15 protein-coding genes and 1 tRNA gene are annotated in these 12850 nt (G+C 69.9%); 2 read left to right on the plus strand and 14 right to left on the minus strand.

The features are described from left to right. Positions 1-82: 82 nt before the first annotated feature. Positions 83-1165, minus strand: coding sequence for a non-homologous end-joining DNA ligase (gene ligD / locus RBR11_RS06380; protein ID WP_308488484.1), 1083 nt, complete (start codon positions 1163-1165; stop codon positions 83-85). Between the two features lie 58 nt (positions 1166-1223). Continuing rightward, a complete protein-coding gene (locus RBR11_RS06385; protein WP_308488485.1) occupies positions 1224-2114 on the minus strand; it encodes a LysR family transcriptional regulator ArgP in 891 nt (296 codons plus the stop codon). A 70-nt stretch (positions 2115-2184) separates the two neighbouring features. On the opposite strand from RBR11_RS06385, the gene RBR11_RS06390 reads away from it, so the two are divergent. Then, positions 2185-2859, plus strand: coding sequence for a LysE/ArgO family amino acid transporter (locus RBR11_RS06390; protein ID WP_308488486.1), 675 nt, complete (start codon positions 2185-2187; stop codon positions 2857-2859). A gap of 16 nt (positions 2860-2875) precedes the next feature. Here the strand turns inward: RBR11_RS06390 and RBR11_RS06395 are convergent, their stop codons facing one another. Beyond that, a complete protein-coding gene (locus tag RBR11_RS06395) occupies positions 2876-3439 on the minus strand; it encodes a TetR-like C-terminal domain-containing protein (protein ID WP_308488487.1) in 564 nt (187 codons plus the stop codon). Positions 3440-3492: 53 nt separating this feature from the next. Between RBR11_RS06395 and RBR11_RS06400 the strand changes: the two genes are divergently transcribed. Next, positions 3493-3966: a DUF1772 domain-containing protein gene (locus RBR11_RS06400; protein ID WP_308488488.1), complete on the plus strand. Its 474-nt coding sequence runs from the start codon at positions 3493-3495 to the stop codon at positions 3964-3966. Positions 3967-3994: 28 nt separating this feature from the next. Here RBR11_RS06400 and RBR11_RS06405 read toward each other — a convergent pair whose 3' ends face one another. From RBR11_RS06405 to RBR11_RS06455, 11 genes are all read right to left on the minus strand, one after another. Next, positions 3995-4354, minus strand: a complete 360-nt coding sequence (locus tag RBR11_RS06405; RefSeq protein ID WP_308488489.1) for an iron chaperone — start codon at positions 4352-4354, stop codon at positions 3995-3997. Between the two features lie 121 nt (positions 4355-4475). Further along, positions 4476-5165, minus strand: a complete 690-nt coding sequence (gene rplA / locus RBR11_RS06410) for a 50S ribosomal protein L1 (protein ID WP_308488490.1) — start codon at positions 5163-5165, stop codon at positions 4476-4478. An 11-nt stretch (positions 5166-5176) separates the two neighbouring features. Continuing rightward, positions 5177-5608 (minus strand): 50S ribosomal protein L11, encoded by a 432-nt coding sequence (gene rplK / locus RBR11_RS06415; protein WP_308488491.1) that lies wholly within the window; start codon positions 5606-5608, stop codon positions 5177-5179. 311 nt (positions 5609-5919) lie between these two features. Next, positions 5920-6921 (minus strand): transcription termination/antitermination protein NusG, encoded by a 1002-nt coding sequence (nusG, locus tag RBR11_RS06420; protein WP_308488492.1) that lies wholly within the window; start codon positions 6919-6921, stop codon positions 5920-5922. 55 nt (positions 6922-6976) lie between these two features. Next, the gene (gene secE / locus RBR11_RS06425) at positions 6977-7252 is read right to left on the minus strand and encodes a preprotein translocase subunit SecE (RefSeq protein WP_159576732.1); all 276 of its coding nucleotides are present in this window, start codon (positions 7250-7252) and stop codon (positions 6977-6979) included. Positions 7253-7292: 40 nt separating this feature from the next. Further along, a tRNA-Trp gene (locus tag RBR11_RS06430) sits at positions 7293-7365 on the minus strand. A 222-nt stretch (positions 7366-7587) separates the two neighbouring features. Then, positions 7588-8877 (minus strand): hypothetical protein, encoded by a 1290-nt coding sequence (locus tag RBR11_RS06435; protein WP_308488493.1) that lies wholly within the window; start codon positions 8875-8877, stop codon positions 7588-7590. A 100-nt stretch (positions 8878-8977) separates the two neighbouring features. After that, positions 8978-10111 (minus strand): sugar phosphate isomerase/epimerase family protein, encoded by a 1134-nt coding sequence (locus RBR11_RS06440; RefSeq protein WP_308488494.1) that lies wholly within the window; start codon positions 10109-10111, stop codon positions 8978-8980. Next, the gene (locus RBR11_RS06445; RefSeq protein WP_308488495.1) at positions 10111-10935 is read right to left on the minus strand and encodes an ATP-binding cassette domain-containing protein; all 825 of its coding nucleotides are present in this window, start codon (positions 10933-10935) and stop codon (positions 10111-10113) included. The genes RBR11_RS06440 and RBR11_RS06445 overlap by 1 nt, the downstream gene beginning before the upstream one ends. Further along, on the minus strand, positions 10932-11960 hold the full coding sequence (locus RBR11_RS06450) for an ABC transporter ATP-binding protein (RefSeq protein ID WP_308488496.1): 1029 nt from the start codon (positions 11958-11960) through the stop codon (positions 10932-10934). Before RBR11_RS06450 ends, RBR11_RS06445 begins: the two co-directional genes overlap by 4 nt. A gap of 8 nt (positions 11961-11968) precedes the next feature. Continuing rightward, the gene (locus RBR11_RS06455) at positions 11969-12841 is read right to left on the minus strand and encodes an ABC transporter permease (RefSeq protein WP_308488497.1); all 873 of its coding nucleotides are present in this window, start codon (positions 12839-12841) and stop codon (positions 11969-11971) included. Between the last annotated feature and the right edge of the window lie 9 nt (positions 12842-12850).

Below are 12850 nucleotides of genomic sequence, written 5' to 3' on the forward strand. Positions count from 1 at the left end.
CCCCCGTTCGCTGGTCACGACACGCCGTTCTGGCGCTCCCGAAGCGGCGTGTCGCGACCAGCGAACCGCGTTCGCGGATCGCTCAGCGACCGGGGATCGGCTCGCCGTTCTCGTCCCAGTTCGCGGCGACCTTCTTCGAGGGCTGCACGCGCGGGGGCTCGCCGGGCATCTTCGGGAACTCGGGCGGGAACGGCATCTCGCCCTGCCCGTTCTCGACGTCGCGCTCCCACCACGTGAGCAGGGTGTCGATCCGGCCCGGGTCGTCCTGCATGTGCGCCCACGGGTCGCCGAGGTCGGCGAGGCGCTGCGGGACCGTGCGGACGGTGAAGCGCGTCGGATCGACGTCGTCCAGCTCGTCCCACTCGATCGGCGTCGAGACCGTGGCGCCCGGCAGCGCCCGCGGGCTGTACGCGCCGGCCATCGTGCGGTCGCGGTTGGCCTGGTTGAAGTCGACGAAGATCCGCTCCCCGCGCTCCTCCTTCCACCACGCCGTGGTGACCCGATCGGGCATCCGCCGCTCGAGCTCGCGGCCCGCGGCGATCACGGCGTGCCGCACCGTGAGGAACTCCCACTCCGGCACGATCGGGCAGAACACGTGCAGGCCGCGGTTGCCGCTCGTCTTGATGAACGCCTCGAGTCCGGCCTCGCGGAGCACGGCGCGCAGCTCGTGCGCGGCGGGGATCGCCTCCGCGAAGCCGGTCCCGGGCTGCGGGTCGAGGTCGATGCGCAGCTCGACCGGGTTGTCGGCGTCCGATGCGAGCGACGCCCACGGGTGGAACACGACCGTGTTCATCTGCACGGCCCAGACGATCGCGGCGGTCTCGGTGAGCACGATCTGCGGGTGCTTGCGGCCGCTGTTGTAGGTGCACATCACGCTCTGCACGAAGTCGGGCGTGCCCTTGGGCGGGTTCTTGGAGAAGAAGCTCTCGCCGTCGATCCCGTCCCGGTAGCGCTCGAGCGAGACGGGCCGGTTCCCGGTGGAGGTGAGGAACGGCGTCGACACCGTCTGCACGTACTCGGCGAGCTCGGCCTTCGTGATCGGGCCCTGGCCGGTCCCTGAGCCTGTCGAAGGGGCCGGCCAGACAGCGCGGTTGGGGCTGGAGAGGTCCAGCGTCCGCTCGCCGTCGGGGCCGGGGATGGTCAGCGTGATGCGCTCGGATGCCATGCCTCGACCCTAGGGCGCGCCGCCGACCTCGCGCCAGGACCCCGCCCGGCGCGCGACGTCAGCGCAGCACGCGCGCGGCCTCGGCGCGGACCTCTGCGGCGATCGCGTCGAGCAGCTCGGAGCGCAGGTTCCACTGCTGCCAGAACAGCGGCGAGGTCGTCACGGTGTCGTCGAGGCGGACCAGGCGTCCGTCCGCGAGGCCCGCCTCGGCGTGCGGCACCGGGAGCAGCGCCCAGCCCAAGCCGAGCTCCACGGCGATCGAGAAGTCCGCCGACGCGGGCACGTGGTGCCGCGGCACCGTCCAGGAGTCGACGCCGCGCTCGCGCAGCCAGTCCTGCTGCATGATGTCGCGGCGGTCGAAGTCGACGAAGGGAGCGCGGGCCAGCGCTGCGGCGGTCACGCCGTCCGGGAAGCACCGGTGGAACAGGCCGGGTGCCGCCACTGCGACGTAGTCCAGCGCGCCGAGCGCCTCGACCCGGCAGCCGCCGACGGGTTCGGACTCGCTCGTCACGGCCGCCATCACGGTCCCCGACTCCAGCAGCCGCGCGGTGAAGTTCTGGTCGTCGCGGTGCAGGTCGAACTCGACGTCGTAGTGTTCGGAGAGCCGGGCGAGCGGCGGCAGGAACCACGTAGCCATCGAGTCGGCGTTCACGGCGAGCGGGATCCGGATCCGCACCCCCTCACCCTCCCCCGCGAGCCCGAACCCGGCGACCGCGTCCCGCTCCAGGAGGGCGACCTGGCGGCCGAACCGCGCCACCGCCTCCCCCGCCTCGGTCGCCCGGGCGGGCTTGCTGCGGATGAGCAGGATCCGGCCGAGCTGCTGCTCGAGCGTCTTGATCCGCTGGCTCACCGCGGAGGGCGTGATCATCAGCCGGCGTGCGGCCGCGTCGAACGTGCCCTCGTCCAGCACGGCTGCGACGGTCCGCGCGGAATCCGGATCCACCTTCACATCAGCGATCCTAATCTCACGTAAGGAATCTTTGCTGGTGCTGAAGATGCAGCATCCGTATTCTCGATGAGTGCTCACCCTGCTCGCCGGCCTCGGCCTCATGTTCTCGCTCATCATCGCCGTCGGCGCCCAGAACGTCTTCGTGCTGCGCCAGGGCCTGCGCCGCGAGCACATCCTCCCGGTCGTGCTGATCTGCGCGGTCTCCGATGCCGTGCTCATCATCGCCGGCACGGCGGGCCTCGGCTACCTCGTGAAGTCGCTCCCGTGGCTCGTCGTCATCGCGCGCTGGGCGGGGGCGGTCTCGCTCGTGCTCTATGGCGCGCTCGCGGCCCGGCGCGCGTGGAAGTCGGGCGGCGAGGCGCTGGTCGTCGACCCCGCGGACGACGGATCCGACCCCGCACCGCGCCCTGCGACGTCGCCGGGCGCCGCCGCGACGCTCACCCGTGCACCGCTGGCTCCCGTGATCGTCGCCACCCTCGCATTCACCTGGCTGAACCCGAACGTGTACCTCGACACGGTCCTGCTGATCGGCTCGATCGCGGCCACCCACGGCGACGAGCGGTGGCTCTTCGCGGCCGGCGCGATCGTGGCGAGCGTCGTCTGGTTCTTCGCACTCGGCTTCGGCGCCCGCCACCTCGGCCGCTGGCTGCGCACCCCGCGCGCGTGGCGGATCCTGGACACGATCATCGCCGCGGTGCTGGTCGTGCTGGGCGTCAGCCTCGTCCTGCCCGTGCTGCTGCCCTGACGGCGCCCGCCCCGACTCACGACCGGAACAGGCCGACGATCGCGTCGAGGCGCGCCGCCTCCAGAGCGGGATCGAGCCGACCGGATGCCGCGAGCTGGGCGACGCCGTGCAGCAGGCTCCACAGCAGCTCGGCCCGCACGACGGCGGTCCGCTCATCGCCGCCCTCGGCCGACGCCGCGCACAGGAACGGCCCGAAGGCGTCCCGCAGCGGCGCGGGCGTCTCGTCGGACGCGAAGACGATGCGGGTACGCGCCTCGAACATCGCCTCGTACAGGGCGGGGCGGCTGCGGGCGAAGGCGAGGTAGGCGCGGACGAGGTGCGCGAGCGGATCCGCGCCGCTCGGATCCTCGAGCTCGGCACCCATCGCCGCGAACCCCTCGATCATGACCTGCTCGACGATCTCGTCCCGTCCGCGGGGGAAGCAGCGGTACAGGATCGGCTGGCTGAAGCCGATCTCCGCCGCGAGCCGGCGCACCGTCACGGCGGGCCAGCCCTCGGACTCCGCGACGCGGCGCGCGGCCGCGACGATCGCGCCGGAGCGGTCGCGGGAGTCGGTTCGCGGAGGCGTTGACGGGCTCATGCTCCGATGTTAGCATCGCTAACTGTTAGCACCGCTAACCGAAGGGAGAAGCCATGTCCATCGCCATCATCGCCGCCGCCATCGGCGCGATCGCCGCCATCGCCGTCATCTTCGGCACCGACGTGGTCACCGCCGTGGTGCTGCGCGCGGTCTACGCCGAGGTCGACGAGCGCACCCTCGTGCAGGTGGTCGGCCGCGGCCACTACTACGGCGACCGCCGCCTGCCGATCGTCGGCATCGCCGGGGTCGTGCTCACTGCGGCGACCGCCGCGCTCTCCGCCTTCTGGGGAAGCGCCGCCGCCACCGTGCTCGCCGTCGCCGCCCTCGCCGCTCTGCTCGCCTGGCTGGTCCTGTTCGGCCGCATCTCGAAGCCGATCAACACGACGCTCACCGCGGCCGCACTGGCCGGCACCGTGCCCGGCGACGCGCGGGCGCTGCAGGATCGGTGGGAGTCGATCCTCCCGGCGCGTGCGACGCTGCAGGGCCTGGCGCTCGTGCTGCTCTGCGTCGCCCTGGTCGTGCGCTGATCGCGGCCCGTGAGACCGAGGACGCGGATCAGAGCCCGTCGATCTCCGCGAGCCGGAACGCGACGAGGTCGCGGATGAGATCCTCCGGGATCGCCGACCCGAGGGCGAAGCGGATCGCCCCCGTGCTCGACTCCGCGCCGTCGACGGTCTCGGCTCGGGCGGCCACGGCGGCGACCGCCGCGGCGCTGAACGGGTACACGCCGATGTGCTTCGCTGCGCGGATCGCCGAGATCAGCGCCTTTCCCCCGTGCTTCAGCGCCGGCATGCGGTAGCTGATCCCCTGCTCCGCGTCGGGCGCGAGTTCCTGCGCGATCGCGTAGATCCTCGCGAGCGCCGCGCGATCCGCGGCGTTCTCGACGCCCGCGAGATAGTCGTCCACCGCACCCATGCGCCCATCCTGACACGCCGTGATCGGCGGGAGCTCGGAACGACCGACGACCGGACCGACGGATCCGGGAACGACGAAGGCCCCCACCCGGGCGGGTGAGGGCCTTCGATCGGAGTCAGGCTCAGATGGCGTTGACGTCCAGCGGGATGCCGGGGCCGAACGTGGTCGACACGGCGCCCTTCTGGATGTAGCGGCCCTTCGAGCTGGACGGCTTGAGGCGGACGATCTCCTCGAGCGCGGCCTTCATGTTCTCGTCGAGCTGCTCGGCCGAGAACGACGCCTTGCCGACGACGAAGTGCACGTTGGCGTGCTTGTCGACGCGGAACTCGATCTTGCCGCCCTTGATCTCCTCGACGGCCTTGGCCGTGTTCGGGGTCACGGTGCCGGTCTTCGGGTTCGGCATCAGGCCACGGGGGCCGAGCACCTTGCCGAGACGACCGACCTGGCCCATGAGCTCCGGGGTGGCGACGGCCGCGTCGAACGCGGTCCAGCCGCCGGCGACCTTCTCGATGAGCTCGGCGCCGCCGACCTCATCGGCGCCGGCCGCGATCGCGGCCTCGGCCGCGGGGCCGGTGGCGAAGACGATGACGCGGGCGGTCTTGCCGGTGCCGTGCGGGAGGATGACGGTGCCGCGCACCATCTGGTCCGCCTTGCGCGGGTCGACGGAGAGCTTCAGCGCGACCTCGACGGTGGAGTCGAACTTCGCGGAGCCGGTCTCCTTCGCCAGGGCGACGGCCTCGGTCGGGGTGTAGTAGCGGTCCGCCTCGATCTTCGCGGCGGCAGCGTTGTAAGCCTTGGACTTGGTAGCCATTGTTATCTCCCTCAGCCCTCGACCGTGATGCCCATGGAACGGGCGGTGCCGGCGATGATCTTGGACGCGGCGTCGATGTCGTTCGCGTTCAGGTCGGACTGCTTCTGCTCGGCGATCTGACGGACCTGCTCGGCCGTGATCTTCGCGACCTTGACGGTGTGCGGAGTGGCGGAGCCCTTCTGCACGCCCGCAGCCTTCTTGATCAGCTCGGCGGCCGGCGGGGTCTTCAGGATGAACGTGAAGCTGCGGTCCTCGTAGACGGTGATCTCGACGGGGATGACGTTGCCGCGCTGCGACTCGGTCGCCGCGTTGTACGCCTTGCAGAACTCCATGATGTTGACGCCGTGCTGACCGAGCGCGGGGCCGATCGGCGGAGCCGGGTTGGCGGCGCCGGCGTTGATCTGGAGCTTGATCAGGCCGGTCACCTTCTTCTTCGGTGCCATGGTGATTCCTTTCTCGAGTGGACGCCGAGGCATCCCTCTCCCGCGGATCCGGCATCTCCGGAGCGCGGTGCTGTTCGCGCGCACGCCGAAGCGGCGCACAAACCATAGGAGTCTACCGGATCCCGGGCTCCTCCGCTTACCAGTCCGATCCCCCGCCCCTGCACGCGAGAAACCACTTCCCGGATGAGACATCACACCAGGCGTGGTGTCTCACGCGGAAAGTGATGTCTCGCGTACAGAGACGACGAGAACGGCCGCCCCTCTTCAGGGACGGCCGCTCTTCGGTACGTCGACAGGCTCAGTGAGCGGGATCAGATCATCTTGGTGACCTGGTCGAACGACAGCTCGACCGGGGTCTCGCGCTCGAAGAGCGAGACCAGGACCGTGAGCTTGCCGCTCTCCGGCTTGATCTCGGAGATCGAGCCGGGCAGGCCCGCGAACGAGCCCTCCTTGATCGTGATGGTCTCGCCGATCTCGAAGTCGACCTCGGCCGCGACCGGACGGGCCACGGCGGTGCCACCCTTGGCCGTGACGGCCTTGGCGGTCGGGACGTCCTTGACCTCGACGAGGGACTTCAGCATGTTGAAGGCCTCTTCGAAACGGAGCGGGGTCGGGTTGTGCGCGTTGCCGACGAAGCCGGTGACGCCCGGGGTGTGCCGGACGACGGACCAGGTGTCCTCGTTGAGCTCCATGCGCACGAGCACGTAGCCGGGGATCCGGACGCGCGTGACCATCTTGCGCTGGCCGTTCTTGATCTCGACGACGTCCTCCATCGGGACCTCGATCTGGTAGATGTCGTCCTCGACCTCGAGCGTGGACTTGCGCTGCTCGATGTTGGCCTTCACCTTGCGCTCGAAGCCGGCGTAGGAGTGGATGACGTACCACTTGCCCGGGAGCATGCGGAGGTCCAGGCGGAAGGCCTCGTACGGGTCCTCCTCGGTCTCCTCCGCGTCGTCGTCGCCGTTCAGGTCGGGGCCGTCGTACGGGCTCACCTCGCCGGCCGCGGCGGCCTCGAGGTCGGCGACCTCCTCGGCCACGGACTCGTTGAGGACCTCGGCGGCCGCCTCGGACTCGGCTGCCTGGTCCAGGTTGAGAGCGTCGTTCACGATCGCGTCTGCCTCCGGGTCGTCGTCGATGTCGATGTCTTCCTCGTCGAACTCCTCGTCGCCCTCGATGTGCAGCGCGATGTGCTCGGCAGCGGTCGAGGAGCGCTCCTGGCGGGAGAGCTCCTCACCCTCCTGGGCCTCGTCTTCCTCGCTCGACTGCTCGGCGGCGGTCGCCCAGTCGGCGTCGTCGGAGTAACGTTCGGACACTTGCTCTTCTCTCCTTCAGGTTCGACCCCGGGTCAATCGACTCGAGGTCGCGGGATCACGCGGTTTTCCCGGGAACCCCGAAGACTTGCGTCGTCAGCCACGAGAAGGCCATGTCGAGCCCGTACACGAGGGCCATCATGACGATGACGAACCCGAGGACGACCAGGGTGTACTTGACGAGTTCTTTGCGCGTCGGGGTGACGACCTTGCGGAGTTCCGCGATCACCTGGCGGAAGAACAGCGCGATGCGTCCGAAGAAGCCGAGCTTCTTGTCGCGGCCCGCGCCGCCGTTCGCCGTGGAGACCACAGCGCCCGATGCGTCCTGAACCATTCGTGAAGTACCTTTCGTGTGCCAGCTGTGAGCTGACGCGCAGGGCGGACAGGAATCGAACCTGCAACCTGCGGTTTTGGAGACCGCTGCTCTGCCAATTGAGCTACCGCCCTAGAGGTCTTCAGACCTCTGCCCGCATCCTCTTCCGTACTCGGGAGACCCGAGGCACGGCGAAAGAATGCAGACAACAACTGCTCGTCCAGTGTACGGCATCCGCGGACCCCCACCGAACCGGGCCGGGATCCCGGGCGCGCCCGCCCAGGGATCCCGGCCCTCGTCCGCACGCCCCCTCCGTGCCGTTGGACGCGACGATCAGGCTTGCGCCGAGGGGATCGTCACGCCACTGCCCGGGCGAGTTCCACCGTCTCCCGGCACAGCGTCTCAGCCTGCTCCGGCGTCAGCCAGCGCGGGTACTCCGTGAGCTCGTCGATCGCGTCGTTGAGCGCCTTGTACACGGCCTCGACCTCGGTCTCGTCGATCTCCAGGCCGAGGTTGGCCGCCAGCTGGCGCACCATGGCGCGCGTGCTGAGCCGGTCCCACACCCAGCGGATGTCCGCACCGACGACGTCGGCGTGGACGCAACCGGAGATCGGCGGGAAGGTCCGCACGCCGTCGCGCAGCGAGCTCAGGACGTCGGCCGTCGTGCTCTTCAGGTAGGCGTACTCCCCCGTGACCGGCTTGAGCGCCGGATTCGGAAGCCCCGTCTCGCGGTACACCAGGTCGGAGAGCGCCTGCAGGCCCTCCAGTTTGATGCCGGTGTCGACGCCGTAGAGGACCTCGAGGCTCGTGGCGACCTCCTCCAGCGGCGGGAAGCCGCAGCGGTAGGAGACGCCGTTCACCGAGACGTCGGGGCCGGCGCCGGCGGCGGCCGCGGCGATCGCGGCGGCCGTGCCGAGACCGAAGTCGTCGTGCACGTGCATGGTCAGCGGCACCGGCGTGGTGAGCCGGGACCGGAAGCGGCGGATGAACACCCGCATGGCCTCCGGGCTGAGGCTGCTCGTCGAGTCCATCAGGTCGATCCGCTTGGCGCCCAGCGCCACGGCCTCGTTCGCCGCCCGCATCATCTTCTCGAAGTCGCGCCGGCCCGCCTGAGCGAGCGTGAGGGTCCACTCCAGCCCGTTCGAGGTGGCGTACTCGGTCACCTCGGCGAGCTGGGCGAACTGCCGGGCCTCCGCCTCGGGCGAGGCGGCCTCGACGATCCCGGGGCCGATGACCTTCGCCCCGAGGGAGAGCAGCAGGTCGACGGTCGAGCGCGGGTCGATCTTCGGGGTGCCCTCGCCGTTGCCGAGCAGGGTGTCGGCGTAGACGTTGCAGGTGAAGCCGAAGCCCCCGGCGAGGATCTCGCGCACCAGCGCGAGCTCCCGGGCGTTGGGCTCGTCGTCGCCCCACCAGTCCAGGTTGAGGCTCTCGTCCTTGATGCCGATGTCGTCGAGCGCCTGCGCGATCCGCAGATAGCCGTCCATCGTCGTCCGGGTGCCGGCGGTGTAGTTCGTCTTGCGCAGGGTGCTGTCGATCAGGCCCAGCGGGCGGGGGAAGTCGAAGTCGCGGGTGACCTCCTCGTCGAAGTTGACCGGGCTGACCCAGTGGCTCCCCTCGACACGGAACTCGCGGTGGGGGTTGATCATGTCTCGTCCTTCGTCATGTGTGTCCGTCCTCTCGGCATCGGTCCGGTGCGCACCTCTCCGATGCGCACCGGACCGATGTCCTCATGTTCTCGTACGCGGCTCAGCGGCCGGCGCCCGCCGTCTCCACCACCGGCGTGTGCACGGGGAAGCCCGCCTCGCCGATGATGGTCCGGGCGATGCGCGCCCCCGTCTTGATCGTCTCGACGGCCTCCTCGTACTCGTAGCGCTGCGTCAAGTACTGGCGCCAGTCCGGCACCTCTCCGGACGCGACGCGCTCCTCGTAGACGTGGATCATGTCGAGATACGCGGCGAGCTCCTCGACGCCCAGGTCGGGGTGCCCGGCCAGGAACTCGGGGTCGAACGCCTCGATCACGCGCGGACGCTGGGCGGGAGCCTTGTCCGAGTAGGGCTGCGGCGGCTCGATCGTCACGTTCATGGCCGGGTTGGCGGCCACGATGATCGGCAGCACGCCCGCGAAGTCGACCACGCCGTCTCCGTAGGGCCGCAGCTGGTGGGCGAGGCCCCCCTCCTCGTGCGCCACATACGCGTCCTTGAGGTGCGTCTGGCGGACGTAGGGCGCCACGCGCCGCGCGGAGAACACCGGGTGCTCCATGCGCTGGAGGACGTTGGCGGTGTCGAACACGATGCCGGTCGTGTCCGGGCCGACGGCCTCCACGAGGCGGACCAGCTCGAAGCTGGTGATCTCCTCGTGGGTCTCCAGGTTCATGTGGATCCCGAGGTCACGGGCGATCGGGGCGAGCCGCTTCAGGAACTTCTCCGTCGCGGCGAGCTGATCCGCCCAGTCCACGTCGGTGCGGAACCGGTCGTACGCGAGCCGGCCGAAGAACGTCCCCTTGAAGTTGGCCGTGGCGACCCACAGCTCCCGGCAGTCGATGGCGGCGCAGGCCTCCATCATCCGGCGGAAGCCGCGCAGGATGTCCCCGTCGCCGATGGCCCGCAGTTCCGGGGCCTCCGGGTTCGCGTACGGGTTCACCTTGCCGAGACCGGTCTCCAGGTAGAGGTCCAGCTCGTCGGCGCGCTGACGGAGCTCCCGCAGCACCCCCGCGTCCAGCGTCGGGCTCATGTCCAGCACGCTGCGGAAGAACAGCCCGTCCATGCCCAGCTCGTGGGCGTGGTCGATCGTCGCGAGGGGTCCCCGCTTGGCCGATTCCGGGATCTTCTTGCCGTCGACGCCCACCCGGACGGGGTGGACCGACGCGATGCTCTCACCCATCAGGCCACCTTCTCCTCGGTGAGCCGCTCCAGCGCCCGCTGCCGGGCGACGGTCGGGTTGGGGTTGGGCACGGCGGCCAGCAGGGCCTTCGTGTAGGGGTGCGACGGCGCGGCGAGGACCGTCTCACTCGGGCCCTCCTCGACGATCTGCCCCAGCTGGATGACGGCGACCTGCGAGCAGATCTGCCGCACCACGGCGAGGTCGTGCGCGATGAACAGGACGGTGAAGCCGAGCTCCTCCTGCATGTCCTGCAGCAGGTTGAGCACCTGCGCCTGCACCGACACGTCCAGTGCCGAGACGGGCTCGTCGCAGATCAGCAGCTTCGGCCCGACGGCGAGCGCCCGCGCGATCGCGATGCGCTGACGCTGACCGCCCGAGAACGAACGCGGGTAGCGGTCGAGGTCGCGGTCGCTGAGCCCCACCATGGTGAGCAGCTCGGCGACCTTGGCGCGGCGCTTGTCGCGGTTCGGCTCGAGCTTGTGGACCAGGAGCCCCTCGCCCACCAGCTTCTCCACCGTCATGCGGGGGTTCAGGCTGGAGGTCGGGTCCTGGAACACGAACTGCACCTCGCGCCGGATGCGCTTGAGCGTCTCGCCCCTGGCCTCGGGGATGTTGATCCCGTCGTAGGTGACCGTGCCGCTCGTGGGCTTCTCCAGACCCATGATGCTCTTGATGATGGTGGTCTTGCCCGAACCGGATTCGCCCACCAGGCCCGAGATCGTGCCGGCCTCGACGGTGAGGTTGACGTCGCGGAGAGCGTGGACGGGCTCGCGCCCGAGAGCGTGGAAGACCTTGTTGACGTCGCGGAGTTCCAGAAGGCTCATGATGCCAGCTCCTTTCCAGCAGCCGGGTAGAGGTGGCAGGCGACGACGCCGCCGTCCGGCGAGGGCCGGAGCTCCGGCACCTCCTGCCGGCAGAGGTCGAACGCCTTCGGGCAGCGCGGGTTGAACGCGCAGCCGGTGGGCCGGTTGGCCGGGTGCGGCGGGGCGCCCGCGATCGTGAGCAGACGGGGGACCGTCTGGTCGATGCGCGGCACGGCCTGCAGCAGACCCTGGGTGTACGGGTGCGCGGGCCTCTCGAACAGGTTGTCCACCGTGCCCTCGTCCACCTTGCGGCCGGAGTACATGACCGCCACGCGGTCCGTGAATCCGGCCACGGTGCCGAGGTCGTGCGTGATCAGCAGCACGGCCAGGCCGCGCTCCTTCGACACCTTGTCCATCAGAGTGAGCACCTGCTCCTGGACGCGGACGTCCAGGGCGGTGGTGGGCTCGTCCGCGATGATGAGCGACGGGTCCGAGATGAGGGCCATCGCCAGCACGACCCTCTGGCGCATGCCGCCGGAGAACTCGTGCGGGTAGGCCTTCATCCGGGCCTCGGCGTTCACGACGCCGAGCTCCTCGAGGACCGACTTCGCTCGCTTCTCCGCCTCGGCGCGGGACACGCCCGCGATCCGCAGCGGCTCCATCACCTGCTCGCCGACGGTCATGAGCGGGTTGAGCGCTCCCATCGGGTCCTGGAAGACCATGCCGATCTTGTGCCCGCGGACGCCGACCATCTGCTTGTCGCTGAGCTTCAGGAGGTCCTGCCCCTGGAACTCGACGGTCCCGGAGATCCGGAAGTCGGGGTCGAGCCGCATGATGGAGCGGGCCGTGACGGACTTGCCGGATCCCGACTCGCCCACCAGCGCCACCCGGTCGCCCGGGGACATCTCGAGGCTGAAGTCCTCCACGAGCCGGATGGGCTCGCTCTTGGGACCCGCGTCGATGGTGAGGTTGCGCACGGACAGCAGTGCGGTGGATTCGGGACGGTTGCCGGTCTTGCCTGCGGGGGTGTTCGTCAAAGTGATCATTTCCGGACTCACCTTCTGCGGAGCGCGGGGTTGAAGCGGACCTGGAGGATGTCTCCCAGGAGACCGAAGGCGACCGCGGTGAGGGCGATCGCGAGGCCGGGGGCGAACGCCGCCCACGGGGCTGTCGCGATGACGCCCTTCGCGCTGGTGACCATCGCGCCCCACTCGGCGCTCGGCGGCTGGGCGCCGACGCCGACGAAGGACAGACCGCCGAGGATCAGGATCGTGTTGCCGATGTCGCCGGCCCACTTGACCAGGAGCACGTCGAGGGAGTTCGGCAGCACGTGGTGGAGCATCAGACGAGTCCGCGAGACGCCCAGAACGCGGGCGTTCTCGACGAACGGCTGGCTCATCGTCTCCTTCATGACACCGCGCAGGAGGCGGGCCGTGACGGGCCATCCGGTGAGGATCATGGCGATGACGGCCGAGCTCAGGCTCGGGCCGAGTGCCGCGGCGACACCGAGGGCGAAGATGATCGGCGGGAACGACAGCGCCGCGTCCACGATCCGCATCACGACCTCGTCGACCCACTTGCCACCCAGTGTGGCCACCGAGGCCACCAGGATGCCGAGGACCGAGAAGCCGGTGACGATGATCACCGAGCTCAGCAGCGAGGACTGCGCCCCGGCGATGATGCGCCAGAAGACGTCTCGACCCTGCTCGTCGGTGCCGAACCAGTGCGCCGCGCTCGGCGCCTGCAGTGCATCCAGGATGCTGGACCGGTAGACCGCCGCGTCAGGGGCGATCAGCGGACCGACGATCGCGAGGACCAGCAGGAGCACGACGGCGATGGGGACGATGATCTGGACCCCGGTGATGCCGGTGATGGACCGGACCGTCTTGCGCCGCATGGGCGCGATCATTGCGAGAGTGTTGCTCATGATTCCGGC

Origin of the sequence: Microbacterium capsulatum (assembly GCF_030865425.1) — a bacterium.
GTDB lineage: Bacteria > Actinomycetota > Actinomycetes > Actinomycetales > Microbacteriaceae > Microbacterium > Microbacterium capsulatum.

Bases quoted from the DNA above. Each gene is read 5' to 3' on its own strand.
- RBR11_RS06435 (WP_308488493.1), bottom strand. From the start codon at position 8,877: ATGATCAACCCCCACCGCGAGTTCCGTGTCGAGGGGAGCCACTGGGTC.
- RBR11_RS06445 (WP_308488495.1), bottom strand. From the start codon at position 10,935: ATGAGCCTTCTGGAACTCCGCGACGTCAACAAGGTCTTCCACGCTCTC.
- RBR11_RS06400 (WP_308488488.1), top strand. From the start codon at position 3,493: ATGTCCATCGCCATCATCGCCGCCGCCATCGGCGCGATCGCCGCCATC.
- rplK (WP_308488491.1), bottom strand. From the start codon at position 5,608: ATGGCACCGAAGAAGAAGGTGACCGGCCTGATCAAGCTCCAGATCAAC.
- RBR11_RS06405 (WP_308488489.1), bottom strand. From the start codon at position 4,354: ATGGGTGCGGTGGACGACTATCTCGCGGGCGTCGAGAACGCCGCGGAT.
- RBR11_RS06450 (WP_308488496.1), bottom strand. From the start codon at position 11,960: ATGATCACTTTGACGAACACCCCCGCAGGCAAGACCGGCAACCGTCCC.
- RBR11_RS06440 (WP_308488494.1), bottom strand. From the start codon at position 10,111: ATGGGTGAGAGCATCGCGTCGGTCCACCCCGTCCGGGTGGGCGTCGAC.
- RBR11_RS06395 (WP_308488487.1), bottom strand. From the start codon at position 3,439: ATGAGCCCGTCAACGCCTCCGCGAACCGACTCCCGCGACCGCTCCGGC.
- rplA (WP_308488490.1), bottom strand. From the start codon at position 5,165: ATGGCTACCAAGTCCAAGGCTTACAACGCTGCCGCCGCGAAGATCGAG.
- secE (WP_159576732.1), bottom strand. From the start codon at position 7,252: ATGGTTCAGGACGCATCGGGCGCTGTGGTCTCCACGGCGAACGGCGGC.
- ligD (WP_308488484.1), bottom strand. From the start codon at position 1,165: ATGGCATCCGAGCGCATCACGCTGACCATCCCCGGCCCCGACGGCGAG.
- RBR11_RS06455 (WP_308488497.1), bottom strand. From the start codon at position 12,841: ATGAGCAACACTCTCGCAATGATCGCGCCCATGCGGCGCAAGACGGTC.